At 61.8% G+C, this 25,112-nt stretch carries 23 protein-coding genes and 1 tRNA gene; 8 read left to right on the top strand and 16 right to left on the bottom strand.

The window, feature by feature from the left end:
- Window positions 1–89 precede the first annotated feature (89 nt).
- Window positions 90–1,085, bottom strand: a complete 996-nt coding sequence (locus J2J98_RS10200) for an ornithine cyclodeaminase family protein (RefSeq protein WP_207603011.1) — start codon at window positions 1,083–1,085, stop codon at window positions 90–92.
- Window positions 1,086–1,505: 420 nt separating this feature from the next.
- On the bottom strand, window positions 1,506–2,912 hold the full coding sequence (locus tag J2J98_RS10195; RefSeq protein ID WP_138394170.1) for an adenylate/guanylate cyclase domain-containing protein: 1,407 nt from the start codon (window positions 2,910–2,912) through the stop codon (window positions 1,506–1,508).
- Window positions 2,913–3,193: 281 nt separating this feature from the next.
- Between J2J98_RS10195 and J2J98_RS10190 the strand changes: the two genes are divergently transcribed.
- The gene (locus J2J98_RS10190) at window positions 3,194–3,901 is read left to right on the top strand and encodes a hypothetical protein (RefSeq protein WP_138394169.1); all 708 of its coding nucleotides are present in this window, start codon (window positions 3,194–3,196) and stop codon (window positions 3,899–3,901) included.
- Between the two features lie 20 nt (window positions 3,902–3,921).
- Here the strand turns inward: J2J98_RS10190 and J2J98_RS10185 are convergent, their stop codons facing one another.
- Both J2J98_RS10185 and J2J98_RS10180 read right to left on the bottom strand, forming a co-directional pair.
- On the bottom strand, window positions 3,922–5,415 hold the full coding sequence (locus J2J98_RS10185; RefSeq protein ID WP_207603010.1) for an FAD-dependent monooxygenase: 1,494 nt from the start codon (window positions 5,413–5,415) through the stop codon (window positions 3,922–3,924).
- A 328-nt stretch (window positions 5,416–5,743) separates the two neighbouring features.
- Window positions 5,744–5,914, bottom strand: a complete 171-nt coding sequence (locus tag J2J98_RS10180) for a hypothetical protein (protein WP_167358969.1) — start codon at window positions 5,912–5,914, stop codon at window positions 5,744–5,746.
- 176 nt (window positions 5,915–6,090) lie between these two features.
- Here J2J98_RS10180 and J2J98_RS10175 point away from each other — a divergent pair, with 176 nt between their 5' ends.
- The 3 genes from J2J98_RS10175 (at window position 6,091) to J2J98_RS10165 (ending at window position 8,047) form a co-directional block, all read left to right on the top strand.
- The gene (locus tag J2J98_RS10175) at window positions 6,091–6,564 is read left to right on the top strand and encodes a nucleoside deaminase (RefSeq protein WP_207603009.1); all 474 of its coding nucleotides are present in this window, start codon (window positions 6,091–6,093) and stop codon (window positions 6,562–6,564) included.
- 314 nt (window positions 6,565–6,878) lie between these two features.
- The gene (locus tag J2J98_RS10170; RefSeq protein ID WP_207603008.1) at window positions 6,879–7,490 is read left to right on the top strand and encodes a L,D-transpeptidase; all 612 of its coding nucleotides are present in this window, start codon (window positions 6,879–6,881) and stop codon (window positions 7,488–7,490) included.
- Window positions 7,491–7,732: 242 nt separating this feature from the next.
- Window positions 7,733–8,047 (top strand): hypothetical protein, encoded by a 315-nt coding sequence (locus tag J2J98_RS10165; RefSeq protein ID WP_082928133.1) that lies wholly within the window; start codon window positions 7,733–7,735, stop codon window positions 8,045–8,047.
- A gap of 194 nt (window positions 8,048–8,241) precedes the next feature.
- Here J2J98_RS10165 and J2J98_RS10160 read toward each other — a convergent pair.
- Window positions 8,242–8,317, bottom strand: a tRNA-Lys gene (locus J2J98_RS10160).
- Window positions 8,318–8,540: 223 nt separating this feature from the next.
- On the opposite strand from J2J98_RS10160, the gene J2J98_RS10155 reads away from it, so the two are divergent.
- Window positions 8,541–9,290: a cytochrome c biogenesis CcdA family protein gene (locus J2J98_RS10155; RefSeq protein ID WP_207603007.1), complete on the top strand. Its 750-nt coding sequence runs from the start codon at window positions 8,541–8,543 to the stop codon at window positions 9,288–9,290.
- A 46-nt stretch (window positions 9,291–9,336) separates the two neighbouring features.
- The gene (locus J2J98_RS10150; protein ID WP_138394164.1) at window positions 9,337–10,299 is read left to right on the top strand and encodes an AEC family transporter; all 963 of its coding nucleotides are present in this window, start codon (window positions 9,337–9,339) and stop codon (window positions 10,297–10,299) included.
- Here J2J98_RS10150 and J2J98_RS10145 read toward each other — a convergent pair.
- The 5 genes from J2J98_RS10145 to cysG are packed head-to-tail and all read right to left on the bottom strand — an operon-like array spanning window position 10,267 to window position 15,472.
- Window positions 10,267–11,478 (bottom strand): UbiH/UbiF family hydroxylase, encoded by a 1,212-nt coding sequence (locus J2J98_RS10145; protein ID WP_207603006.1) that lies wholly within the window; start codon window positions 11,476–11,478, stop codon window positions 10,267–10,269. The two genes, J2J98_RS10150 and J2J98_RS10145, sit on opposite strands and share 33 nt — an antisense overlap.
- Before the next feature lie 37 nt (window positions 11,479–11,515).
- A complete protein-coding gene (locus J2J98_RS10140; RefSeq protein ID WP_138394162.1) occupies window positions 11,516–12,028 on the bottom strand; it encodes a DUF934 domain-containing protein in 513 nt (170 codons plus the stop codon).
- A gap of 11 nt (window positions 12,029–12,039) precedes the next feature.
- Window positions 12,040–13,710 (bottom strand): nitrite/sulfite reductase, encoded by a 1,671-nt coding sequence (locus J2J98_RS10135; RefSeq protein WP_064709010.1) that lies wholly within the window; start codon window positions 13,708–13,710, stop codon window positions 12,040–12,042.
- An 8-nt stretch (window positions 13,711–13,718) separates the two neighbouring features.
- A complete protein-coding gene (locus J2J98_RS10130; protein ID WP_038688777.1) occupies window positions 13,719–14,033 on the bottom strand; it encodes a DUF2849 domain-containing protein in 315 nt (104 codons plus the stop codon).
- 2 nt (window positions 14,034–14,035) lie between these two features.
- Entirely contained in the window at window positions 14,036–15,472 is a 1,437-nt protein-coding gene (gene cysG, locus J2J98_RS10125; RefSeq protein WP_207603112.1) for a siroheme synthase CysG, read from the bottom strand.
- 268 nt (window positions 15,473–15,740) lie between these two features.
- On the opposite strand from cysG, the gene J2J98_RS10120 reads away from it, so the two are divergent.
- Window positions 15,741–16,328 carry a deaminase gene (locus tag J2J98_RS10120; RefSeq protein WP_207603005.1) on the top strand — a complete coding sequence of 196 codons (588 nt, stop codon included), beginning with the start codon at window positions 15,741–15,743 and terminating at the stop codon, window positions 16,326–16,328.
- 34 nt (window positions 16,329–16,362) lie between these two features.
- Complete coding sequence (mazG, locus tag J2J98_RS10115; protein ID WP_064712828.1) at window positions 16,363–17,202, top strand: nucleoside triphosphate pyrophosphohydrolase; 840 nt, start codon at window positions 16,363–16,365, stop codon at window positions 17,200–17,202.
- A 120-nt stretch (window positions 17,203–17,322) separates the two neighbouring features.
- Here mazG and hflX read toward each other — a convergent pair whose 3' ends face one another.
- From hflX to J2J98_RS10085, 6 genes are all read right to left on the bottom strand, one after another.
- Window positions 17,323–18,648, bottom strand: coding sequence for a GTPase HflX (hflX, locus tag J2J98_RS10110; protein WP_207603004.1), 1,326 nt, complete (start codon window positions 18,646–18,648; stop codon window positions 17,323–17,325).
- A 77-nt stretch (window positions 18,649–18,725) separates the two neighbouring features.
- Window positions 18,726–18,968, bottom strand: coding sequence for an RNA chaperone Hfq (hfq, locus tag J2J98_RS10105; RefSeq protein ID WP_003539403.1), 243 nt, complete (start codon window positions 18,966–18,968; stop codon window positions 18,726–18,728).
- A gap of 112 nt (window positions 18,969–19,080) precedes the next feature.
- Window positions 19,081–19,944, bottom strand: coding sequence for a D-amino-acid transaminase (locus J2J98_RS10100; RefSeq protein WP_207603003.1), 864 nt, complete (start codon window positions 19,942–19,944; stop codon window positions 19,081–19,083).
- Between the two features lie 62 nt (window positions 19,945–20,006).
- Window positions 20,007–21,371 (bottom strand): nitrogen assimilation response regulator NtrX, encoded by a 1,365-nt coding sequence (gene ntrX / locus J2J98_RS10095; protein WP_064709015.1) that lies wholly within the window; start codon window positions 21,369–21,371, stop codon window positions 20,007–20,009.
- Window positions 21,361–23,628, bottom strand: coding sequence for a sensor histidine kinase NtrY-like (locus tag J2J98_RS10090; RefSeq protein WP_064709016.1), 2,268 nt, complete (start codon window positions 23,626–23,628; stop codon window positions 21,361–21,363). Before J2J98_RS10090 ends, ntrX begins: the two co-directional genes overlap by 11 nt.
- 216 nt (window positions 23,629–23,844) lie before the next feature.
- On the bottom strand, window positions 23,845–24,834 hold the full coding sequence (locus J2J98_RS10085; protein WP_207603002.1) for a potassium channel beta subunit family protein: 990 nt from the start codon (window positions 24,832–24,834) through the stop codon (window positions 23,845–23,847).
- Window positions 24,835–25,112 lie beyond the last annotated feature (278 nt).

Genomic DNA, 25,112 nt, shown 5'->3' with positions numbered 1-25,112 from the left:
ATGGCGCAAAGCGCTGATCGATGGTTGATTTGTGAGGCAAGGTCTTGGCTTTGCCTGCAAGGCGACCGGTAGAGCGCATGATCCCCATGTCAGGATCTGAAGAATTCGAAGAACGTTCCGACGCCCTTCTCTATTGCGTTCCGGTAAATCCTGCTTGCCGTAACATTGTCTTGGATAGCCATTCCCGTGGAGTCGAAAATGGTGACCTCGTCATCATCTTCTCTGCCCGGCTTTCTACCCAGCAAGATCTCCCCGATCTCTCCATGAATGTCGTCTTTGGCGATGATATTTCTGTTCAACGGATGCCAGGTCTCACCCTTCTCGGCGCACTGCGCCATTGAATCGACGACCACCTTGGCGTTCCTGAATATCTCAGGATCGAGTTCCTGTTTACCCCGCTGATCGGTGCCGATAGCAACGATGTGCGTGCCGGCCTTGATCCAATCCGCTTCCACAAGCGACCCTTTCCCACGAGTGGTCGTAACCAGGATATCGGCGTGCTCAACGGCTTCCCTTTTGGAATTCGCCGTGACGACGGAAATGCCGAACTCGCTCTCGATATCCTCCTTGTATCTGGCAAGCGTATCCGGATGGCTGTCCCAGGCATGGATCTTTTCAATCGTCATGATCTCACTGATCGCCCGGATCTGCATTCTCGCCTGGTTTCCAGTCCCGATTGAAGCGACTGTCCTGGCGTTTTGCCGCGCCAATGCTTTCACGGAGACAGCTCCGGCAGCTCCGGTTCGGAGGCCGGTGATCAGGCTCCCGTCCATGACGCAGGTCAGCGCGCAGCTTCTCGCATCGAACAGGAGGATCGTACCCATGCCGCTGGGCACCCCATGAGCCGTCGGGTTATCGACGAAACCTCCGGAAGATGCCTTCATGGAGATCACTTCACTGGCCTTGTTGTAGCCAAGCTTGAAGTCCATTTCCCCGCGAGGTGACGGGAGATGTATTCCGATATAATCGGGCTGCACCACCTGATCGCTGTTGAAGGCTTTGTAGGCGTCTTCGACTGCACCGATGACCTCGCGCATGCGGATCAGACTGCCGACGTCCTCTTTGTTAAGCAGCAGCGTTTGCATGAATGGCCTCTTTGTTCTCAAGCTTCAGCCACGGGCCTTTGGCTCCCCAAACCCGCCAGACAGGATCCGAAACGCTGCATGTTCGAACGTCGAGCGGCATATCCAACCAAGACAGCCGCTCTTGCTCATGCAAGTCTCCCGAGATCATTGTCTCGATCTGTTCAATCATCATTGCATCGGCGAGACGGCAGAAGATGTGGGATTTTGGGGAAAGTCAGATGTTCCGGCGGTCTCCGCCCCCAACTGCAAAACCACTCGCTGGCGGCCCGTGCTGGAATGATCCCGCTGTCATGTCGGCGGCCATGATCAGCACCCAATAAGAGACGAGGTGCGGCAATGCAAAGCCGCGTGTCGATCTTTGCCGCAACGCCAATGCGCGAACGCACTTCCGGCTGCATCCCTGCGTTAAGCGGAAATGCATCACGACAGGGCGAAGATCCTGACTTCCCTGCCGATGCCCTGAAGCTCCGCCATCCGCGAGGCCGATGTGATGCCGCTGTCGCGCAGGATCTCCGAGACATTGATATCTTCGACGATCGCCTCGGTCGTCATGATCACATTAGGGTCGGCAAGGCTTTGGACGCGGGAGGCGATATTGACCGTCTGGCCGAAGTAGTCCTGCCTGTCGTTCAAGTTGACGGCGAGGCACGGTCCCTCGTGGATGCCGATCTTCAGGAGGAGGTCGTCGCTGCCGTGTTCGGCATTCAGCCGGCGCATCGCCTCCCGCATCCTCAGCGCCGCCGCCACCGCCCGGTCCGGGCTCGGAAAAGTCGCCATCACGGCATCGCCGATCGTCTTGACGACAGCTCCGGCTTCGGTTGCAACGATCTCGTGAAGAACGCGGAAATGCGCCCGCACCAGATCGAACGCGGCAAGATCCCCGACACGTTCGTAAAGCGCCGTCGAGCCCCTGAGATCGGTGAAGAGGAACGTTAGGCTGGTGATCTTGAGGCGCTGGTCGACGTCGAGCGTATCGGTCCTGTAGATGTCGCGGAAGCTCTGGTTCGTCAGCAACCGCTTGGCTGTCAGAAATGCCCGCCTGCGACCCAGGAGGTGGTGCAGGTCATCCCCCGCCACGCAGACATTCGGCACCACCCGGCGATCGGTATGGTTCTCGAGAGTGAGCCGCAGCAAGCCGGGGCGCATCGTCACGGTTTCGTTCAGCGCATGTCCCCGGCTGATGACCATCGAGAGATTCTGGCGTTCATCAGTGTGTTCCCCCTGCACGTCGATGAACTGGGCCGAATGCGTCACCGCGTCGAAGATGATGACGAATTGCGCCGGCAACTGCAGCGACACGAACGCCTTCTCCCCCGGCGCGAGCTCGATCATCTCCAGCAGGATGCGGTCGAACTTCGCTTCCAGATCCTCCGGCAAGTCGACGCCGGAGCTGAAGAAAATCTGCCGGTAGTATTCGAGCGGAGGCAGCCGGTCGGGCTCGTGGGCGGCGATCCTGCGCACGCGCGGACTGACGGTGAAGGTGACCTCGACCATCTCGTCGAGGGTCGGTTCGTATCCGGCCGCACAGAGGGCACAATGATAGGTGTCCTGATTGACCCCCTTGAGGGTTGCCCCGCTGTCAAGGACGCCGCCGCATCCCGGGCAAAGCACATTCCAGGTCATCTCGAATGCGCCGATCCGGGCCGCATGCAGGAAGGCGGCGATGGTTTTTTCTTCATCGAGATGATGCTTATCGGCGAAGGCGAGCGCATTGATGCGGTTGAGATCGTGATCGGCGCCATGCCTGACGACGTTTTCGATGCACTCGACCGTCTGCGGGTCAGCCGCCTGTCGCAGGCTGGCAAAAAGAACGTCCATTTCGCTCATCGGACCAGTCTCTGTGCCGGCAACCCGGCTTATGACGTCGGTAGACGGATGATAACACGGGTCGTTCCCAATAGAAATCAACGGGTTTGGAGGTGCCACTCGTCTCCCGTTCGCTCGGGATCACCGCAACCGGAAATCTGGTATTCGGATCATCCGTTACTGCGTTGCATCACCACTGCGAAAATCGGTGGAAACCGCAAACAAAAAGTGAACATCACCCCCTCGACTTCCGCTACAACCAGTCGTTTCGGCCTCATGAGGCAGATCGCAAAGGAGAAACGATGGATCGTCTCGTCGGCGCGGATGAACAGTGTCGATCGGCAGGGCGGGCTGAGGAAGCCGGTCTTGCACGGGACATTACCGCGATCAAAATCGGCGATTGTCTCCTCGGTTACAAATCCGTGCAGCGCCGCATGCGGGGCGGCCGCTGGAACCATTTTCGCGGCCGGATGCGCGAGATCGAAAAATTGATCCGGCATCGTCATGGCGAGATCGTGCCGGAGGCGGATGACGCCCTGATCTATGTCGAGGTGATCGCCAGCCTCGCTTTTGTCGAATTCGGGGAAGGGTTTGTCGAGGTGGTACTCGGCTGGGCGGCGCGATGGTTGCCCTGGGCCGGGAAGGCCGCCATAGAGGAAGTCATTTACGAGAGGACAAAGCTGCGCTTTTCTCCCCTGTCCGCAGACGCGCTCGCCCACGCCCTGCATCTGAGTTATGCCGAACGCAGCACGCTCGGTATTCGCACCATCGGCGCCTTCGACGTGCCGAAGGCGAAAAGAGAAAAGCTGCAGAAGGCAAAGAGACGCCAGCGCGACCGATGCCGGAAAGAGGAGCAGCGGCGGGGCGCCGGCGCAATTTCCAGAGCCGACTATCTCGCCAACGCCTTCAGCCAGACCCGACCCTGGGAGGCGTTCGGCATCAGCCGCCGGACGTGGGAGCGCCGCGGCAAACCGATGCCGGACGGCGCGCCGATTTCGCTGGCCGCCTAGCTCAGCGGCTTTTTCGCCTGTCAGCGGGGCGGCCCGAACCAGGTGCTCATCGCTGCGTCCAGGCCATTCCGGTGCCCCTCGCCCAACCAGGCCACATATCCGTCCGGCCGGATCAACACCGCACTCGGCGCTGCGACCGCCCCCAGCGCCGGCAACTCCCATGGCCCGTCATAGCTCGCATGGACCAGAGGCACGCGATCTGACCATGGCCCGGTGTCGACGCTACCGCGCGACCCAAGGTTCAACAACACCGGTCTTGCATCTTTCAGCAGCGCAAAGACACGCAAGGGGCCGTCCGTCGTGACCAGGTCGAGGTCGGGCATGCGGCGGCCGAGCAGCGGGTGCCCCTCGCCGAGGTCGTAACGAATGGCAAGTCCGGACATCTCGGCGGCGATCGTCTTGCGCGCCTCCTCCAGGCCAAGCAGTTCCAACACGACGTCTCTGAGGGCTTCGGTGCGATCATCGGTCCGTTGCAACGCGACCTGCGCCATCGTCGTGCGCAGCACACGGGCGGCGACCGGATGGCGCTCGGCATGATAGGTGTCGAGCAGGGCCTCGGGCGATATGCCCTTCACCACCTGGGCCAGCTTCCAGCCGAGATTGACGGCATCCTGCACACCGGTATTGAGCCCCTGCCCGCCGACCGGAGAATGCACATGGGCGGCGTCACCTGCCAGCAGAACCCTGCCCTTGCGGTAGATCTCCGCCTGCCGCGACATGTCGGTGAACCTGGAGATCCACTTCGGGCCGTGGATTCCATAATCGGTTCCGCAGGCGGCAATGAGCGCTTGCCTGAGATCATCAAGCGTCGGCTCGCCTGTGCCGCCGGCCGTCTTTTCCGGGACCATGACGTTGATCGGACCTTCACTGGCGAAAATCACCTTGCCGTCGCGGATTTCATATTCCTCGCGGCCGAAGGCATGCATGCCGAGCGCTGTGCGATGGACACCGAGCGGCGGCTCCTCCTTCATCTCTGCCTCGGCGAGAATATTGCTGGTCGTCGCATCCGATCCCGGAAAGGCGATGCCGGCCATCTTGCGAACCAGACTGCGGCCGCCGTCGCAGCCGACGAGATAGCCCGCGCGCAGCGACGACCCATCGGAAAGTTCGAGGGTGACGCCGGTCTCATCCTGCACGAAACTGGTCAGTTCGCGGCCGCGGAGGACCGTCACCGGCAGCTCACCGACCCAGCCGGCCAGGATGCGCTCGATATGCTTCTGCCGCAGGGCCAACCCGTAATTGTGCCGCGTCGGGAAGTCGCTGATGTCAAGCCGCGTGACCGCAAATCCGGTGACCTGGGCGATTTGCCCCTCCGCCAGGAACCGATCGACGATGCCGCGCTGGTCGAGAACCTCGAGCGTGCGCGAACTCAGACCGCCGGCACGCGAACCGACGATCTCCTGGTTCTCGCGCCGTTCGACGATCGCGACATCGATGCCCGCCAAGGCGAGTTCACCCGCCAGCATCAGCCCCGTCGGCCCTCCCCCTGATATGACGACCGCATGGTCTCTCATCCGCGAACTCCTCTGTTCACACTGCCCGAGCGCAAAATCCGCCATAGCGGGCCGACCTGGTCCAGCTGACTCTCGTCTATTTCGTGATACCTGCTTGGGTGCCGACTTCACCCAGTCGCAAGTTGTTCCCCCTATAAATATAGCTCTCTACTGGTGGGAAGGACTTGCGACAGAATTTCTGCCTTGCTTTCCAAAGCCCTGTTGGTCGCCGCTTGCGCAGTATCTGGCGGTGGAGCGGGGGCGCTTCAACACGACCCGACCGGGTGGGCGCCGGATCCGGCAGAATGCTTTCCCTTCCACCATTCGTTCTCGAACGGCGACCTCGCCCTCACTGCGGAGCCGGCGCCTTCTGCGGGATGCTCTCAGCCGCTGGTGGTTCCGATGGATCGGTAGGATGGCCGTAGATCGTGTAAACGGCGCCCGCCAGTATGCCGAGGACGAGAAGGGCGAGCACATACGACATCATTCCGCGGATGGCCGTTTTCGGTGTTCTGTCCATCAGGGGGACCTCCAAGGTAACTCAGGGTCAAAGTCGATGCGGGCGCTTTTGGTTCCGAAAATGAAAGTCTGGGGCTGCCCGTCGGCATCTGCACGGAAGGCGATGAATCTGATTTTCGGCGCTTGGAAATCCATCCAATCCGAGGGAAGATCATTCGCTCTAACCTTGGGGTTCTCATGGAAGATCACGAGCCGTTTTTGCGCGAGGCGATTGCGCTCTCGAAATCCGCAGTCGCAAACGGCGACGAACCGTTTGGCTCGGTCCTGGTCAAGGACGGCGAAGTCATCCTGCGCGCCGAAAATAGCGTCTTCACCGGCCACGATATGACAAACCACGCCGAGATGAACCTGGTCAAACTGGCGGCGCAGCACTACGACCCAGCTTTTCTCGCCGACTGCACACTCTACACCAGCACTGAGCCCTGTGCGATGTGCTCCGGGGCGATCTACTGGTCGGGGATCGGACGTATGGTGTTTGCGTGCTCCGAAACGCGGCTCGGCGAGATTGCTGGGATTGGGTTGAACGTACCCAGCCGGGCCGTGTTGCAGACCGGCGCGCGTACCGTCACTGTGGTTGGCCCGACGGAACTCGAAGACGAAGCCGCCAAAGTCCACCAGGAATTCTGGCCGAAGCATCTGGGCAGGGTTTAGGCTCGGGGCTCATTGATTTGCCCCGGAAGTTGACGGCGGCTGCGATGCAGTTGGCCGAGAAGAAGATGTGGGCGCATCTGTCGAGGCGTGTGGCGAGGCACCTCAGTCCTTGAGCTTTGTGAAGGCTCGCTCAGCAAAAAACACATCACCGATCGCAGCCATTTGCTGGAAGCGTCGGGGGTGGTGGGCAGGATGCGCGAACTCAGCGGAGAACGGGAGCGACGAAAGATCACCGCCAGATCGAGAGCTACCCCGCCATAGTGCCGCCATAGAATTCGGCCCAATCATGATTGTATGACAAGCGGATGCGAAGAATGAGATTGCTGCTTCTCCTTGCGGCGGCCCTGTTTGTGATAGCGGTGCATGCCCAAGCCCAAGTTTACGCGCCGTATGATGGATACGACGAATACGATGGCTACGGCTATGATGACCCTTACAGCCCCTATCCCCCTCCTCCCTTCTACGAGCCAGACCCTGGTTATCGTGAACCCTTTCAAGAACGTCGGGAGCCATCGACGCGAATTGGAAGAGGAACCATCGTCATCGCCACGCGTGAGCACACTCTTATCTACACGACGTCAGAGGGTGAGCAGTTTGCCTACCCCATCGCCGTCGGCCGCGAAGGCAAACAATGGTACGGCACAACGCGCGTCGTGTCGAAACGCATGCATCCCGAATGGCGGCCAACAGCCAGCATGCGCCAGAAGAACCCAAGGCTCCCGGCAGTGGTGAAACCCGGGCCAGCAAATCCGCTTGGAACCCGCGCAATCTACCTTGCCGGCGGACTGCTCCGCATCCACGGCACCAACGACCCCTCCTCCATCGGCACCAATGCATCAAGCGGATGCTTCCGGATGTACCGCGAGGATGTCGAGGAGCTTTACGATATGGTCCAGCCGGGGACCCGGGTTATCGTTCAGCGGTGATGGAGCCTTCCCGAATCATCCCAGAGTAGTGCCCTGGCGACCTCCGCGGGTATGTTTTCCGCTAGCCCGAGTGCGCAGACAGGTCCACGCAACATCCCCAGCTTCGCTGACGTAGTCAACCGGCGCGAGCACCACCTGCGCCCACACGAGCAGCGCGCCGGCCGGTCTTCCTTCAAGCACGCAGCCGTTCATCGGAGGTTAATGCTTATTAACCCAGAATCGCAGCCTGAAAGGATGCGCCGATGAAGATGCTTTTTTCCTCACTTGCAGCCATGGTCTTGTCTGCATCTTTCGCCCTGCCGCTAAACGCCACGCCGATGGTCGTGCCGAAATCGGTAGCAATGCACGCCGCCGACGTCGATCTAGTCCATTACCGTCGTCATGGGAATGGACATGCGTACGGCCACTGGAAGAAACACCGGTACGCTCACCGCGACTGCCGGTATTACGGCTCGTGCTATCGTCCGCGGTACTACGGCAGTCGCGACTATTACGGCTATCGCGACCATTACCCCTATCGTCGTCGGTCAGGTGTGACAGTGTATTTCGATTTTTAACCGGCAGTGCCGCGAACACCAACCTTGGCCCCCAACAAGAGCGCCCGCCGGCCTCTCCTTGCCGGTTGGCGTTCCATGTGCCGTGTGACAATCGTGTGCCGTAAGTTTGCGCTATGATTCGCAAAATCAAGGTAATTGGCGGTAAAGTTTTACGCCAATTACCTCATCTAAACCGTTGATCGTTGACGATTTTATGGTGAGAGCGTCGGGGTTCGAACCCGAGACCTACTGATTAAAAGTCAGTTGCTCTACCGGCTGAGCTACGCTCTCCCTCTCCGCGGGCGTGAGACACCCCGGCTGGAAGTGGGCGGAACATAGGCAGGTGACCCATTGCGGTCAACCGAAAAATTTGGCTTTTTCCGATGATCGGCAGATTTCTTCCGGCGGACATTCACATTGCGCAGGCGCAAATCGCGCCCACGCAAAAAGGTGATTGGCAATCCGCGGCGTGCGACGCTAGGAACAGGGCGCAGGTTGCAGCCGGAGAGAATGCGTGTCGATTGCCGATATTTCCCTGTGGAGTGCGTTGTTAGCAGGGGCGCTATCCTTTCTTTCGCCCTGCGTGCTCCCCCTCGTCCCGCCCTATCTCTGCTATATGGCCGGTATATCGGTCGAACAGTTCCGCGTCGGCGGCGCGGTTGCGGTCTCGCCCGATACCAGGCGCGGCGTGCTCTTCTCGGCACTGCTCTTCACGCTCGGCTTTGCCACCGTCTTCGTGGCGCTCGGCGCCGGTGCGTCGAGCATCGGCATGGCGCTTCGCCAGCATCTCGATCTGCTCTCCAAGATCGGCGGGCTTGTTATCATCGTCATGGGGCTGAATTTCCTCGGCCTCTTCCGAATCGGGCTGCTCGCCCGCGAGGCGCGCTTCCAGGCCGGCGGCAAGCCGGCGACGTTGACGGGCGCCTATGTCATGGGCCTTGCCTTCGCCTTCGGCTGGACGCCCTGCATCGGGCCGGTGCTCGGCGCCATCCTCGGGGTCGCCGCCTCGCGCGAGACGGTCGGCTCCGGCGCCGGGCTGCTCGCCATCTATTCGCTGGGTCTTGCTATTCCCTTCTGGATCGCCGCCGGCTTTTCCGGCGCCTTCATGCGCTTCCTGTCGCGCTTCCGCCGCCATCTCGGCACGGTGGAGAAGGTGATGGGCGTCTTCCTCATCCTGACCGGCCTCGCCTTCCTGTTCGGCTGGGTCAGCGATGTGGCGATCTGGTTCCAGCAGACCTTTCCGATCCTGATGCAAATCGGCTAGAAGAGATTCTTCCCCGCCAGCCATCCCACAAAAACCGGACTTTCCCTTGGCCGACATCATCAGCCTGCTGCTGCCGTTCTTCGGCCTGATCCTGATCGGTTATGCCGCCGCCAAGGCGACGAAGCAGCCGGCCGAGGCGCTCGGCTGGCTGAATACCTTCATCATCTATGCCGCCCTGCCCGCGCTGTTCTTCAAGCTCGTCTCGCGCACGCCGATCGAAGAGCTGACGCGGGTCGATTTCATCGTCACCGATATCGCGGCGACCTATGCGGTCTTCATCCTTCTCTTTGTCATCGGCCGTTTCGTGCGCGGCAATCCGCTTGATGAATGCACCATCCAGTCCTTTGCCGGCGCCTACGGCAATATCGGCTATATGGGGCCGGGCCTGGCGCTGCTGGCGCTCGGCGAAGGTGCTGCCGTGCCGGTGGCGCTGATCATCTGCTTCGAAAATGCGCTGCATTTCATCGTGGCGCCGGCGCTGATGGCGGCAGCCGGCGACGACAAGCGCTCGCCCGGCCGACTCGCCGCCGATATTGCCCGCAAGGTGGGCCTCCATCCCTTCATCCTGTCGACGGCGGCAGGCTTTGCGGTTGCCGCCTTCCACATCGATCAGCCGCTGGCGTTCCAGCGCCTCGTCGACTACCTTGCACAGGCGGCCGCTCCCTGCGCCCTCTTTGCCATGGGCGTGACGCTGGCTCTGAGGCCGCTCAAGCGGATTCCGGCCGAGATCTCCTATATCGTGCCGGCGAAGCTGATCCTGCATCCGATCGCGGTGTTCCTGGCGCTGACTGTTATCGGCGGTTTCGAGCCTGTCTGGATCCAGGCGGCCGTGCTGCTCGCCTGCCTGCCGACGGCAACCAATGTCTTCGTCATCGGCCAGCAATATGGCGTCTGGCAGGAACGCGCCTCGGCGACGATCCTGATCACGACGGTGCTTTCGGTGGCGAGCGTTTCGCTCTGGCTGATCGCGATCCGCTCAGGCCTTCTTCCGCTTCAGCTTTTCCTTTAAGGAATCCGGAATATCGCGGAAGCCCCGGCCGGGCTCGATGCCCTCGCGCATGACGAGGTTGCGCAGTGGCGGAATGGCCGAGAGGATATGCAGGCCGGCGGCGCGCAGCATCTGAACGGGGAGGAAATCGGAAAGCAGCGAGCGGTTGAGAAGATCGACACTCGCCGTGCGCGTTATGATATCGGCGCGGCGGCGGCGGTCGAAGCTTTCGCCGGCATCGGCCGGCACCGGCAGTTCCACCCTGTCGCAGAGGATGTCGGTGAGCACCATGATATCGCGCAGGCTGAGGTTCAGCCCCTGCGCCCCGATCGGCGGGAAGACGTGGGCGGCTTCGCCGATCAGTGCGATGCGCCCCTTGCCGAACCGATGAGCCATCATGCCGGAGAGCGGCCAGACCTGGACGCTTTCTTCGATGGTTGTCTTGCCGAGCATGGAGTGCATCTGCGCTTCGACAAGTGAGCCCAGTTCGGCCGGCGGCAACTCCAGGCGCGCGGCCGCCTCGGCGGGATCCTGCACCCAGACGAGGCTGGAGCGGCTTCCCGGCAACGGCACCTGAGTGAAGGGGCCGTGTTTGGTGTGGAATTCGCTTGAGATGTTCTGATGCGGCAGCGAATGGGCGAAGTTCAGCACCATGGCCGATTGCGGATAGGACCAGGTGCGCACGCCGATATCAGCCGCCTCGCGTAGCTTCGAGCCGCGGCCGTCTGCGCCGACGGCAAAGTCGGCCGTCAGCACCTCGCCGCCGGCAAGCGCGATCGACACTCTCTCGGCAGAGATGTCGATCGATTCGGCCATGTCCGTGAAGCGGGTGATATTGCCCTCGCCGGCCGCGGCCGCTTCGAGAATCTCGGTCAGCGCCGTGTTGGGGAAATTATAGCCGAAGGCATCGAGGCCAACCTCGGCGGCGCGGAAGGTGGTGGTCGGCGCGCGCAGCAGCCGATCGGTTCCGTCAATGATGCGCATGCTGGTGAGAGGAGCGGCGGCAGGGCGCAGCTTTTCCCAGAGCGTCAGGCGATCGAGGAAGCGGATCGATTGATCCATCAGCGCCGTGGTGCGCCGGTCCTCCTTTGCAGCAGCGGGAGCCACCAGCGCCACGCTGCGGCCGCCGCGGCCAAGAGCAATTGCGGCGATCGTGCCGGCGAGACCGCCGCCGATCACCGCCACTTCGAATGTCTTCATGCTATCATTCCGCCATCGTAAGAGGCGGACCGGCCGCTTATGCGGCCGGCTTCGCCTGACGGCGCCAACTATAGCCCTTGCCGGCTTCGGCGTCACGCACCGCCGGCTGATAATGATGGGGAATGGCCGGAAGACGGTTTTCGGCAAGCCGCTTCAGCGCCGTGGCGTTGGTCACTGCAAAGCTGTCGATGCCGACGCGCAGCATCAGCGGGATCTGGTCGATCAGCACGTCGCCGACGGCGCGCAGCTCATTGGTGTAACCCAGGCGCTGACGCAGCAGCGAGGCATGGCTGAAGGCGCGGCCGTCGTTAAAAGCCGGAAAGGCGACCGCCACGATTTCCAGGCGATAGAGATAGGGCTCAAGCCGGCGCACGTCGTCGGCCGGCTTGATCAGCACGCCGAGGCCGACATCATTGCTCTCATCGGCCTTGGCGATCAGCTCATCGACACTGAGCAGCGGCTTCTGCTCGCCGGTCGCCTTCACCTCGTCGGTTTCGATCACCCACGGATCGTTCTCGACAAAACCGGATTCTCTCCAAATCTTCGTCATCACACCCCTCCTTAGGCCGCTTCGGCGGCCGAGCCGTAGAGCGCATCTTTGAAAGGCTGCGGCCCGACGCGGCGATAGGCCGCCAGGAAGGTTTCGGATGGATCAAGCCGCAGCCCGAGATAGGTGTCGACGATCGTCTCGATCGCATCCGTCACCCGGTCCGGCTCAAAGCCGCGGCCGATGATCTCGCCGATAGAGGTATGTTCGTCGCCCGAACCGCCAAGTGTGATCTGGTAGAGTTCGGCGCCCTTCTTCTCCACACCGAGCAGGCCGATATGGCCGACATGGTGGTGGCCGCAGGCATTGATGCAGCCGGAGATCTTGATCTTCAGCTCGCCAATCTCGGCCTGGCGTTCGGGACTGCCGAAGCGGCGGGAGATTTCCTGCGCCACGGGGATGGAGCGCGCATTGGCGAGCGCGCAATAATCCAGCCCCGGACAGGCGATGATATCGGTGATCAGGCCGGCATTGGCTTCGGCCAGATTGATGGCGACGAGGCCGCGATACACGGCTTCGAGATCGGCCAGCGCCACATGCGGCAGAATGAGGTTCTGCTCGTGGCTGACGCGGATTTCGTCGAAGGCATATTCCTCGGCAAGATCGGCGATGGCATCCATCTGCGCATCGGTGGCGTCGCCCGGAATGCCGCCGATCGGCTTCAGCGAGATCGTCACCATGCCGTAATCGGGGTTCTTGTGCGGCTGCACATTCTGCTGAACCCAGCGGGCGAAAGCCGGATCGGCCTTCTTCCAGCGGGCGAGGTTTTCCCAGCCCTCGGCTCGCTCGGGAAGATCCGGTGGCGCGAAATAAGCGGCGATCGCCTCGACATCCTGTTCCGGCAACTTGAGCTCGCTATCCCTGAGTGCGGCGAATTCGGCCTCCACCTGACGCGCCAGCTCCTCGGCACCCGTCTCATGCACGAGGATCTTGATGCGGGCCTTGTACTTGTTGTCGCGCCGGCCGTGCAGATTGTAAACACGCACGATCGCCGTGGTGTAGGAGAGCAGGTCTTCCTCCGGCAGGAAGTCGCGGATCAACTTGGCGATCATCGGCGTGCGGCCCTGGCCACCACCGACATAGACGGCAAAGCCGATTTCACCCTTGTCATTCTTCTTCAGGTGCAGGCCGATATCATGGACCTGGATGGCGGCGCGGTCGCGCTCCGCGCCGGTGACGGCGATCTTGAACTTGCGCGGCAGGAAAGAGAATTCCGGGTGGACGGACGACCACTGGCGCAGAATTTCCGCATAGGGCCTGGGGTCAGCGATCTCGTCGGCGGCGGCACCGGCGAAGTGGTCTGCCGTGACGTTTCTGATGCAGTTGCCCGAGGTTTGCAGCGCGTGCATTTCGACGCTCGCCAGGTCGGCCAGTGCATCGGGGATTTCCGACAGCTTCGGCCAGTTGAACTGCAGGTTCTGGCGCGTGGTGAAGTGGCCATACCCGCGGTCATAAGTGCGGGCGATATGGGCGAGCATGCGCAGCTGGCGGGCGCTCAGCGTGCCGTAGGGAATGGCGATGCGCAGCATATAGGCATGAAGCTGCAGGTAGACGCCGTTCATCAGGCGCAGCGGCTTGAACGCATCCTCGGCAAGCTCGCCGGAAAGGCGGCGCTGAACCTGGTCGCGGAACTGCTCGACGCGCTCGCTGACAAAGGCATGATCAAATTCGTCGTAACGGTACATCGTCTTCCTCAGACTGCAATAAATTCGGGATCGGCAGGAGCATAGCCCGGCGCATATTCCATGGTCGGCCCTTGCGCGCGGATGCGCTCGCGAAGGCGAAGCGGCCAGAGAATGCCATTGGTTTCCTGGACGTCGACGACGGCCACGTCAACGACCTCATTGTCGGCATAGGATTTTTTGCCAATGGCTTCCAAGGCTTCGACGGCTTCGTTGTGACGAGCAACAAGCGCCTCCTGCAGCGAGGTCGACCATTTGCCGTTGGCATCCAGCCAGACGGCAATGCCGTCCGTCAGCCGGTTGGCGGTCAGGACCTTGTCTACCATATTCAGCTCCTTGCAAATTCCTCGAGCCGGGCGTTCTCGCGCACCAGCGGCTCGGACAGTTCGAAATTGGCGCCGGCGACCGCATCGCCGATAATGACCATGACAGGCCCGGTGAGCTCGTTGCGATGCTGCAGGTCGGGCAGGTCGGCGAGCGTGCCATGCAGCAGGCGGCGATCAGTGCGGCTGGCATTCTCGATAACGGCAACCGTGGTCTCGGAGGGAATGCCGGCCTGCATCAGCCGCTCGGCGACCGAGGCGGCGACCGTGCGGCCCATATAAACGGCTATCGTCGCGCCGGAGACTGCGAGGCTTGCCCAATCGGGCAGCACGTCGCCGGTGAGATCGTGGCCGGTGGTGAAGACGAGCGAGGAAGCGAGGCCGCGCAGCGTCAGCGGCAGCTCGAAATCGGCAGCGGCGGCGAAGGCCGAGGTGATGCCGGGCACGACCTCATAGGTGACGCCGGCGGCGCGCAACGCGGCCATCTCTTCCCCCGCCCGGCCGTAGACCAGCGGATCACCGGATTTCAGACGGACGACGCGCTTGCCCTGACGGCCGAGTTCGATGAGCAGCTCGTTGATCTCTTCCTGCGACTTCGAATGACAGCCTTTGCGCTTGCCGACGGAAAGCCGCTCGGCGTCGCGGCGGCCCATATCGACGATCGCCTGCGGCACGAGCGCGTCATAAACGATGACATCGGCTTCCATCATTACGCGCTGGGCGCGCAGCGTCAGCAGATCCTCAGCCCCAGGACCTGCGCCGACCAGCCAGACATGGCCGGCAACCTTGTCCATCGAAGCGAGCAGCCGGTCGGCGGCGTTGTGGGCCTGCGGCAGGTTGCCATTGGCGACCGCGTCGGCAACCGGGCCGGAGAAGAAGCGGTGCCAGAAGACCCGGCGGGAAACGCCACGCGGAACAATCTGTTCGACTGATTTGCGATAATTGGTCGCCAGCGCGGCCAGACGCCCGAGCGAAGGAGAAAGAAGCTGGTCGATCTGGGCGCGGATCATCTGCGCCAGAATCGGTCCCGCACCTTCAGTGCCGATCGCAACGGCGACGGGAGCGCGGTTGACGAGCGCCGGCGTGAAGAAATCGCAGTAATCCGGCTGATCGACGGCGTTAGCCGGAATTCTTACAGCCCGGGCAGCATCGACGATCCGGCGATCTTCAGCTTCATTGCCGGTGGCGGCAAAGACAAGGGCCGCTCCCTCTACCTGGCCGGCAGAGAAGCCGGTGCGCACCGTCTCGATGCGGTTGGCGATCAGGAAGGCATGATAATCGGCTTCCGGCCGCTCGGCATAGGCAACGACCTGCGCCCGGGTGTTGAGCAGCAGCCGCACCTTGGCGAAGGCCTCGTCGCCATTGCCGAAGACAGCCGTCTTCTGGCCTTCCACGCGAAAGAAGGCTGGAAATACCGAAAGCTGCTCAGTCTTGGGAGACATCATCAATCCACTTCGAAGTTGCCAGAATATGCCCGTGATCGACAAGCGATTGAAGGAACAGAAATTCGAAAGCCTCGGCAAGCGCGTATTCTTTTGCTCGCGCCTCCGGCGATTTGAGAAAAGTCAACCGTGCTGACGAGACCCACCTGTTCCCACTCTCTTTGTTGCGGTGCAGTGTAAAGCCTGTGACAAACGGCGTCCACCGGCGTTTGTCGCATTTCACTCGCGCCGCCAAGACGATAGACTGGAAGAAAAACCGGAGACACCAATGCCCGACAAGACCATCGCTGCCCGCCTGCTCTCGGTCATCGAAGACGATATCCTGCCGCTGACCGAACGCGGCGTGTCCTCGGGCAACAAGGTGTTCGGCGCGGCGATCCTGCGCAAATCCGATCTGTCACTCGTTGTCGCCGAGACCAATAACGAGCTCGATAATCCGCTGTGGCATGGCGAGGTGCATACGCTGAAGCGGTTCTACGAGCTTGGTGGCAAGCCGGCGACCAAGGAGCTGATCTTCCTTTCGACGCACGAACCCTGCACCATGTGCATGTCGGCGATCACCTGGGCTGGGTTCGACAATTTCTACTATTTTTTCAGTCATGAGGATTCCCGCGATGCCTTCGCCATTCCGCATGATCTCAAGATCCTGAAGGAGGTCTTCGGGCTTGAACCCGGCGGCTATCGCAGGCAGAACGCCTTCTGGAACAGTTTTGCCATCGCCGATCTGATCGAAACCGAGGAGATTTCCCGGAAGACGGCGCTGGAGGCGCAGACCGCCCGCATCAAGGCGCGCTACGACGCGCTGTCTTCCACCTACCAGTCGTCGAAGAGCGCCAACGACATTCCGCTGAACTAAGGCCGCTCAATTACGGCCGCCGAACCGAGGCACCATGGAACCTTCCAAAGACATTTCGCGGCTGATCGAGATCATGGCGGCGCTGCGCCATCCAGAAACCGGCTGCCCCTGGGACATCGAGCAGAATTTCCAGACGATCAAGCCCTATACGATCGAAGAGGCCTATGAGGTCTCGGACGCGATCGAGCGCGGCGATATGGACGATCTCTGCGACGAGTTGGGCGACCTGCTGCTGCAGGTGGTCTTCCATGCCCGCATGGCCGAGGAGGCCGGCGAATTTTCCTTCGGCGACGTGGTCAACGCCATCACCACCAAGATGATCCGCCGCCACCCGCATGTCTTTGCCCGCTCGGAAGCCGATACCCCGGACGCGGTGAAGAGGCAGTGGGACGAGATCAAGCAGGCGGAGAAACGCGAGCGGGCCGAGCGGCGGGCTAAGCGGGGGATCACCGAGGATTTCAGGAGCGGGTTCCTGGGCTCGGTGCAGCGTAGCTTTCCGGCGCTGACCGAAGCGCTGAAGCTGCAGGAACGCGCCGCCAAGGTCGGCTTCGACTGGTCGGCGCCCGAGCCGATCCTCGACAAGATCGAGGAGGAGATCGGCGAATTGCGGGCCGCACTCCGAGAGGGAGACCACGCGAAGGTCAGCGACGAACTCGGCGACCTGATCTTCGCGGTCGTCAATATCGGCCGCCATGTGAAGGCCGATCCGGAGCAGGCGCTGCGCGGAACGAATACGAAATTCCGGCGCCGCTTCAATCATATAGAGGAGGTTCTTGAAGCGGAAGGCGAGACGCTGGAGGATGCGACGCTGGAGCGGATGGAGGAAATCTGGCAGGCGGCCAAGGCGATTGAAAGAGCGCTCGTGGCTAGGTAGGTCAGGCCGGGTTTGGCGAGAAGCTATCCCCACTCTCCGTCATCCTCGGCCTTGAACCGAGGATGACGGAGGGTGGGGCTAAAATCGCCTGCCATCGGCGACTTAGTACCAAACGCGCGCCTACCGCTCCCAATCCTCTTTCGCCGGCTTCGGGCCGTTGCCGATGCGGCGCTCGAGTTCGGTGGCTTCGGTTTCCGACAGCCGCAGGTCGAGGGTGATCGAGCCGTCCTCATTGTCCTCGCGGCCGTCGACGATCGCGTGGTCGTAGAGCCAGGGCAGCAGCGCCAGCTTGTCGACGGGAAGCCGGATCGTCGTTTCGGTCATCACGCCGGAGAGCCTGCGGCTGATCTCATCCATCAGCGTGTCGACGCCCTCGCCGCTGACGGCCGAAACCGCGACGACGTTGCTGGCGCCGGCCGCCCTCTGCACCATCGTGTCGTGCACCTCAGGCTCCAGCCGGTCGATCTTGTTCCAGACCTCGATCAGCCGCTTCTCCGCTTCGGCCTCATCGATACCGAGGTCGCCGAGAATGCGCATCACGTCGGAGCTTTGAGCCTGGTTGTCGGGATCGGACATGTCGCGGACATGCAGGATGAGATCGGCTTCCAGCACCTCCTCCAAAGTGGCGCGGAAAGCGGCGACGAGATGGGTCGGCAGGTCTGAGATGAAGCCGACCGTGTCGGACAGGATGACGGTACGTCCGTGCGGAAGCTTCATACGGCGAAGCGTCGGATCGAGCGTGGCAAAGAGCATGTCTTCGGCCAGCACGCCCGCGCCGGTGATTCGGTTGAACAGCGTCGATTTTCCGGCATTGGTGTAGCCGACGAGTGCGACGATCGGGTGCGGCACCTTGCGGCGCTTGGCCCGATGGAGCTGGCGAGTGCGCACGACCTGCTCCAGTTCGCGTTCGAGCTTGATGATGCGGTCCTGTAGGAGCCGCCGGTCGGCTTCGATCTGGGTTTCGCCGGGGCCGCCCATGAAACCGCCGCCGCCGCGCTGGCGTTCAAGGTGGGTCCAGCTTCGGACCAGCCGGCCCTTCTGATAATTCAGATGCGCCAGATCGACCTGCAGCGTCCCCTCCTTGGTGGAGGCGCGGCGCCCGAAGATTTCGAGGATGAGGCCCGTCCGGTCGATGACCTTGGCGTTCCATTCCTTTTCAAGATTGCGCTGCTGAACCGGTGTCAGCGGATGGTCGACGATGACGAGACCCGAATCGCGCTCGTCGAGCAGCGCCTTGATCTCCTCGATCTTGCCCGTGCCGAGCAGCGTCGCCGGCCTCGGATCATTGACCGGAACGATCGAACCGTTGACCACATCAAGGTCAATCGCCTGGGCAAGGCCGGTGGCCTCTTCCAGCCGGCTTTCCGGCGTGCGGGTGGAAGCCGATTCGGTCTGGCCGCCGCGACCGCGCGACTTCAGAACCGGCACGACAACGGTCGCGCGCATATCGTCCCTGTGCTTGGCGGCCTCAGGGATTATCGAATCGTTCTTGGTATCGCGTGTCGAAATGACGGCTGATCCTGTTAGGACGCGGCTTCTTCACTCTCGAACATCTGCATCGGCTGACCCGGCATGATCGTCGAGATCGCATGCTTATACACGAGCTGCGAGTGTCCGTCACGACGAAGAAGAACACAGAAATTGTCAAAGGAGGTAACAACGCCCGTGAGTTTCACGCCGTTGATCAGAAAGATTGTCAGGGAAATCTTTTGCTTGCGAACAGTATTGAGAAATAAGTCCTGCAGATTCTGAGAACGTTCCGCCATCGCGCCGCTTCTTTCTTTATTGCCGACCTAACGTGGCCGGTAGAATATCAATCAACCTCTCCATGCAAGACACGGCAGCACCCTCATTCCGCCAGTCCAGCAAATCTTGGTATCAAATCGCAATCTTTTCCGCAACGTCGAAAAAGGCCTCGCGGATTTTCCGCGAGACGCTGCCGGGATGGCCATTGGCAATAGGCAGACCATCGACGGAAATGACCGGAAAACAGATACTTGTGGCTGCCGTGAGGAAGACCTCGCGGGCTGCGAGCATCTCGGAAACGGAGAAGTTCCGCTCGGCGATCTTCAAGCCCAGCCTGGCAGCGACATCCATCAGCGTGGTGCGAGTAATGCCGCGCAGGATTCCGTGTTCGGCTGGGCGCGTCACCAGCGTTCCATTCGAATCGACAATCCAAACATTGGTCGCCGCCCCTTCCTTTACCATGCCGTCGCCATCGACATAGATCGCCTCCTGGGCACCGGCTTCCTTGGCCTGCTGGCGGGCCATGGCATTCGGCAGCAGACCGACAGACTTGATGTCGACGCGATCCCAGCGGTTGTCGGTGACGGTGATCGCCTTGATGCCGTTGGCATTCTTGGCGGCGATGATCTTTGGATCGGTGCTTTTGGCGGTTATCACAAGCGAGGGAGGCGTGCCCTCGGCCGGGAAGACATGGTCCCGGCGGGCGACGCCGCGCGTCACCTGCAAATAGAAAAGCCCGTTGCGGACGCGGTTGCGGCGCAGTGTTTGGCGGATGACCTGCGTCAGCGCCGCCCGGCTCATCGGCGAGGCGATCCTGAGCTCGCCGAGCGAACGGTCGAGACGGTTCAGGTGGCGCGTGAGATCGACGATATAACCGTGACGGACCTCGCAGACCTCATAGACCCCATCGGCGAACTGGTAGCCGCGGTCCTCGATATGCACGCTGGCATCCCTATGCTTGACATAGCGGCCGTTCACATAGGCAATTCTCGGCATGGGAAACCTGGTCTTCGGGATGTGGGAGAGACGCGGCGCGGCGGGCGGACCGCGCCGATAAATCAGACGCCTAGCGACTTCAGCTTGCGGTGCAGCGCCGAACGCTCCATGCCGACGAACTCGGCGGTGCGCGAGATATTGCCGCCGAAGCGGTTGATCTGGGCGATCAGATAATCCTTCTCGAACATCTCGCGGGCTTCGCGCAGCGGCAACGTCATGATGTGATAATCGTTCTTGGCCGAAACCTTGGGCAGCATGTCGCCGAGATCGGTCGGCAGCATGTCGGCGCTGATCGGCGTATCCGGGCCGTCGGTGCGGGCAAGGATCATCAGCCGTTCGATATTGTTGCGCAGCTGGCGGATATTGCCGGGCCAGTCATGCGCCTGCAGCACCGCCATGGCGTCGTCGCCGATGCGGCGCGGACGGATGCCGGCCTGCTCGGAAATCTGGCGCATCAGCTGATCGACGAGGAAGGGAATATCCTCGCGCCGCTCGGCCAGCTGCGGCACGCGTACCGGCACGACGGCCAGGCGATGATAGAGATCCTCGCGGAACCAGCCTTCGGCGATGCGGCTCTCGAGATTATAGGCCGTCGAGGAAATGATGCGGACATCGACCTTGACGCGCTTGGATCCGCCGACCCGCTCGAACTGCTGATCGACCAGCACGCGCAAGATCTTGTTCTGCGTCTCACGCGGCATCTCGCCGACCTCGTCAAGATAAAGGATGCCGCGATGGGCTTCCTCGAGTGCGCCGATCTTGCGAGCCTGGCCGGGCGTGCCCTCGGTGCCGAAGAGCGCCACTTCCATGCGATCGGGCGTGATGTTGGCGGCGTTCAGCGCGACGAAGGGGCCATTGGCGCGCGCAGACTTCTTGTGGATCATCCGGGCCACCAGCTCCTTGCCGGAGCCGGACGCGCCGAGAATCATAATGCGGCTGTTGGTCGGCGATACCTTCTCGATCGTCTGGCGCAGCTGCGAGACGGCAACCGAAGTGCCGATGAGTTCCAAGGCGTCGCCGGTGCGCCGCTTCAATTCGGAGACCTCTCGCTTGAGCTTGGAATTTTCGAGGGCGCGTTCGGCGATCAGGATCAACCGGTCGGCCTTGAAGGGCTTCTCGATGAAATCGAATGCGCCGCGCTTGATCGCCGAGACGGCAGTCTCGATATTGCCGTGACCGGAGATCATCACCACGGGCAGATCGGGATGGCGAGTCTTGATCTCGTCGAGCAGCGACAGGCCATCGAGCTTGCTGCCCTGCATCCAGATATCGAGGAAGATCAGCCGCGGCACGCGATCGGATATCGCCGCCAGCGCGCTGTCGCTGTCATGAGCCGTGCGCGTCTCGTGTCCCTCGTCCGAGAGAATGCCGGAAACGATCTCGCGAATATCGTGCTCGTCATCGACGACGAGAATATCAGAGGCCATAAACGCTTTCCTTGTCATTTGCTGCGGGGGCAGCGGGCGTCGGATCCAGGCGTGGCAGATGCACGCGGATCATGGCCCCTCTCCCCCGGTCGAAATCGGCGGGCGCGTCATGCAGCTCCAGCTGCCCGCCATGTTCCTCGATTATCTTCTTGACGATGGCCAGACCAAGGCCCGTGCCCTTCTCGCGCATCGTCATGTAGGGCTCCAGAATGCTGTGGCGGTTCTCCACCGGCAGACCGCGGCCATTGTCGATCACGTCGACTGTGAATCGATCGCGGCCGGCATCGAGCGCGGCACGGACAAGCACCTTGCGTTCATCCCGTTCGTCGCTCGGAACAGCTTCGAGCGACTCCACCGCATTCTTGATGAGATTACCGAAGGCCTGGCCGAGCATGCGACTGTCGAACAGGCCCTCCAGCGGCTGATCGCCGAACTCCTGCTGGAAGGTGACGTGATGATTGCCCATTTCGCGCAGGAAGATCGCATCGCGCAGGATATCGCGCAGGTCGCTCGCCTCCTTGGTCGGTTTCGGCATGCGGGCGAAGGCGGAGAATTCGTCGACCATGCGGCCGATATCGCCGACCTGGCGGATTATCGTATCCGTGCACTGGTCGAAGACGGTGCGGTCGTCCTGGTTGATCTGCTTGCCGTAGCGGCGCTGGATGCGCTCAGCGGACAGCTGGATCGGCGTCAGCGGATTCTTGATCTCGTGGGCGATGCGCCTTGCCACGTCACCCCAGGCGGTGGAGCGCTGGGCGATGACGAGATCGGTGATATCGTCGAGCGTGATCACGTAGGATTCGCTCATGTCGCGCACTTCCTCGCGAGTGACCTGCACGCTCAGCGTCCTCACCGTGCCGCCGCGCACAAGCGCGATCTGCTTGCGGAAATCGCCGCGATGACGCACCGCCGCCTCGGTCAGAACCTGGTCGATCTCGGGCGCGATGTCGGCCAGCTGCTTGCCGAGCATCTCGTCGGCCGATAGCGACATCAGCGTTTCGGCAGAACTGTTGACGATGGCGATGCGGCGGTCCTGCTCGACGCCGATGACGGCGGCGGTAACACCTGACAGCACGGCTTCAATGAAGCGCCGGCGGTCGTCGACTTCGTCCTTGGCCTCGAGGATCTCGTCGCGCTGGGTGCGGATCTCCGAGATCATCTTGTTGAAGGTGCGCGACAGATTGGCGACGTCGCCGTCGACGGCATGCACCGGCACGACGATGTCCATATTGCCCGATGCAACGCTGTCGGCCGCCGTGATCAGCAGGCGGATCGGCCGGACGATGCGGTCGGCGACTGCAATCGCGGTCCAGATCGCCGCAAGCAGCACGATCAGCGCGAAGCCGATGTAGAGCACGGCGAAGGCGATCTGCAACGAAAAGCGGTTGGCCTCCATCGAGCGGTATTCGGTGGCGTTTTCCTCCATCATGCGCATGGCGCCCATAACCTTGGGATCGACGGCGCGCACGGTATAGAGGAAGGTGCCCTGGATGGCATCGAGCTTGATGATGGCGCCGACGAGGTTGGTGACGCCGGGCGGAATGAGCGTCGGCTGGCCGGCCGCCGCCTTTTCCAACGCATCCTGCGGAATGGCCGGCAACGGTTTTTCCGTGGTGATATCGGCCTGGACGACCACCGAACCGTCGCTTTCGACAAGGAAGGCGCCAAGCAGACCGCGGCCCCTCGCCTGGCGCGTCATCAGCTCGGCAAAGCCCGTCCTGTCGAGACTGTAGAGGGCGCGGTTGCGCTCCAGGTCGTTGGCCATGGAGACCGTCTGCCCCTGCAGGTAGCTGGCGTTCTCCATCATATAGGCCTGGCCGATATTGCGCGACGAGCTGACGATCGACTGGGTGCGCAGCGCAAACCAGCGGTCGAGGCCGGCATTCAGCGTGATGCTGGCGAAGATGGCGACGAGAATCGCCGGCGTGATCGCGACGATCGAGAAGAGCACGACGATGCGGATGTGCAGGCGTGCGGCCGCCCTGCCCCGTGTGCGCGCCTTGAGCAGCCTTGCCACCTCGCGGGCGATGAGCGCCAGCAGCGTCAGGACGAAGAAGGAATTGACGATCACCGAGGTGATGACGACATGCGAGGTCGGCGCGATCGGCGTCAGGCCGAGCAGCACGAAGAGCGTCACGGTGGCGCAGAGAAGCGCGCCGCCTGCGAGCACGAGGCCGGGCACGGCGAAAAGGGCGCGGCGATCGGTCACCGTCGTCACCGCCTCGCCCGCCGCCGGCGCTATCCCATCCTGCGTCATTCGGCCTCTCTTCAGACGGCACGCCGCCGTCCCGCCATCCGATCGAAACCAAAGAACGCCGGCTCAGGAGAGCCAGCGTCGGAACGACTCGATCGGGAGCGAAATGTCTAAAACCCTTGCGTGACCTCTAAGCAACGCATTGTGGCGAAAATGCAACGCGCCTCGCCACGTTGTCAAGCCAAGCGGCACCCGCAGCCTCACAGTTTTGGCGACTGTTTAGAAGCGGCGGGGGCCTTCGGGTTTGTTGCCGGCAATCAGGTCGATCCGCTCCAACACATCAGCCGTCAGCTTGTGCCTGTGTGAGAGGGCCGCGAGATTATCCTGCAGTTGGCTGTCGCGCGAGGCGCCGAGAATGACGGTGGAGACGTGCGGATTGGCGAGGCACCACAACAGCGCGAGATGGGTGATCGACAAGCCGATCTCGTCCGCGAGTTTTGCGAGTTCGCCCACTTGCCTGAGCTGGGCGCGGCCGGAATCGCTCGACCATTTTTCCTTCAACCATTCGTAGCCGGGCAGGTTCATGCGGCTGTCGGCGGGCACGCCGTTATTGTATTTGCCGGTGAGGACGCCCGAGGCGAGCGGCGACCAGATTGTGGTGCCAAGGCCGATCAGGTCGTAGAGCGGGAGATAATCAGCCTCGACCTTCTGGCGTTCGAAGATGTTGTACTGCGGCTGCTCCATGGTGGGCGGCGTGATGCGCAGGTCCCGGGCAACCGCATAGGCCTCGGTCAACTGCTGTGCGGACCATTCGGACGTTCCCCAATAGAGCACCTTCCCCTGGGCGACGAGATCATGCATGGCCCGGACGGTTTCCTCGATCGGCGTGTCGATATCCGGGCGGTGACAGAAATAAAGGTCAAGGTAATCGACCTGAAGCCGCTTCAGCGCCGCATGGCAGGCGTCGGTCACGTGCTTGCGCGAGAGGCCGCGTTGCGTTGGTTTCTGGCCTCCCCAAAAAACCTTGCTCGAGACGATGAAGCTGTCGCGGCTCCAGCCAAGCGATTTGAGAGCCTCGCCCATGACGATCTCGGATTTACCGCTTTCATAGCCTTCGGCATTGTCGAAGAAGTTCACCCCGTTGTCATAGGCCAGCCGCATGAGATCGACGGCGTCACCGCCGTTCACCTGCTTTCCGAAAGTAACCCATGAGCCGAAGGAGAACTCGCTCACCTTCAGACCCGATTTTCCCAAACGACGATATTCCATCACGCAGCTCCCGGAGATTATGAACATGTGTCGACCGCAACCGATGTCGGCCTCGCGCGATCGACCGGCGATCGATGCGCGTAATCTATGGCACCAGCAACGATATGCGAGCCCAAGCCCGACAAATCGAACCGCCATGAAACATCATGTCGCAGCGCCGGTCAGCCCGGTGGCAAAGAAAAGGGCGCTCCACGACCTTGGTCGGAGCGCCCATGGCATGCTGGCGACGACAGTTGCGGCGGAAGTCGACAGCAGCAAAGGCAGATGACGAGATTCGG

Origin of the sequence: Rhizobium bangladeshense (assembly GCF_017357245.1) — a bacterium.
Lineage (GTDB): Bacteria > Pseudomonadota > Alphaproteobacteria > Rhizobiales > Rhizobiaceae > Rhizobium > Rhizobium bangladeshense.
Note: the sequence above shows the minus strand (reverse complement) of the source record. Positions and strands in the feature narration are given on the sequence as shown.

Excerpts from the sequence above, each read along its gene's own strand:
- J2J98_RS10200 (WP_207603011.1), bottom strand. The coding sequence starts at position 1,085 with ATGCAAACGCTGCTGCTTAACAAAGAGGACGTCGGCAGTCTGATCCGC.
- J2J98_RS10195 (WP_138394170.1), bottom strand. The coding sequence starts at position 2,912 with ATGAGCGAAATGGACGTTCTTTTTGCCAGCCTGCGACAGGCGGCTGAC.
- J2J98_RS10190 (WP_138394169.1), top strand. The coding sequence starts at position 3,194 with ATGGATCGTCTCGTCGGCGCGGATGAACAGTGTCGATCGGCAGGGCGG.
- J2J98_RS10185 (WP_207603010.1), bottom strand. The coding sequence starts at position 5,415 with ATGAGAGACCATGCGGTCGTCATATCAGGGGGAGGGCCGACGGGGCTG.
- J2J98_RS10180 (WP_167358969.1), bottom strand. The coding sequence starts at position 5,914 with ATGGACAGAACACCGAAAACGGCCATCCGCGGAATGATGTCGTATGTG.
- J2J98_RS10175 (WP_207603009.1), top strand. The coding sequence starts at position 6,091 with ATGGAAGATCACGAGCCGTTTTTGCGCGAGGCGATTGCGCTCTCGAAA.
- J2J98_RS10170 (WP_207603008.1), top strand. The coding sequence starts at position 6,879 with ATGAGATTGCTGCTTCTCCTTGCGGCGGCCCTGTTTGTGATAGCGGTG.
- J2J98_RS10165 (WP_082928133.1), top strand. The coding sequence starts at position 7,733 with ATGAAGATGCTTTTTTCCTCACTTGCAGCCATGGTCTTGTCTGCATCT.
- J2J98_RS10145 (WP_207603006.1), bottom strand. The coding sequence starts at position 11,478 with ATGAAGACATTCGAAGTGGCGGTGATCGGCGGCGGTCTCGCCGGCACG.
- J2J98_RS10140 (WP_138394162.1), bottom strand. The coding sequence starts at position 12,028 with ATGACGAAGATTTGGAGAGAATCCGGTTTTGTCGAGAACGATCCGTGG.
- J2J98_RS10135 (WP_064709010.1), bottom strand. The coding sequence starts at position 13,710 with ATGTACCGTTACGACGAATTTGATCATGCCTTTGTCAGCGAGCGCGTC.
- J2J98_RS10130 (WP_038688777.1), bottom strand. The coding sequence starts at position 14,033 with ATGGTAGACAAGGTCCTGACCGCCAACCGGCTGACGGACGGCATTGCC.
- cysG (WP_207603112.1), bottom strand. The coding sequence starts at position 15,472 with ATGTCTCCCAAGACTGAGCAGCTTTCGGTATTTCCAGCCTTCTTTCGC.
- J2J98_RS10120 (WP_207603005.1), top strand. The coding sequence starts at position 15,741 with ATGCCCGACAAGACCATCGCTGCCCGCCTGCTCTCGGTCATCGAAGAC.
- mazG (WP_064712828.1), top strand. The coding sequence starts at position 16,363 with ATGGAACCTTCCAAAGACATTTCGCGGCTGATCGAGATCATGGCGGCG.
- hflX (WP_207603004.1), bottom strand. The coding sequence starts at position 18,648 with ATGCGCGCGACCGTTGTCGTGCCGGTTCTGAAGTCGCGCGGTCGCGGC.
- hfq (WP_003539403.1), bottom strand. The coding sequence starts at position 18,968 with ATGGCGGAACGTTCTCAGAATCTGCAGGACTTATTTCTCAATACTGTT.
- J2J98_RS10100 (WP_207603003.1), bottom strand. The coding sequence starts at position 19,944 with ATGCCGAGAATTGCCTATGTGAACGGCCGCTATGTCAAGCATAGGGAT.
- ntrX (WP_064709015.1), bottom strand. The coding sequence starts at position 21,371 with ATGGCCTCTGATATTCTCGTCGTCGATGACGAGCACGATATTCGCGAG.
- J2J98_RS10090 (WP_064709016.1), bottom strand. The coding sequence starts at position 23,628 with ATGACGCAGGATGGGATAGCGCCGGCGGCGGGCGAGGCGGTGACGACG.
- J2J98_RS10085 (WP_207603002.1), bottom strand. The coding sequence starts at position 24,834 with ATGGAATATCGTCGTTTGGGAAAATCGGGTCTGAAGGTGAGCGAGTTC.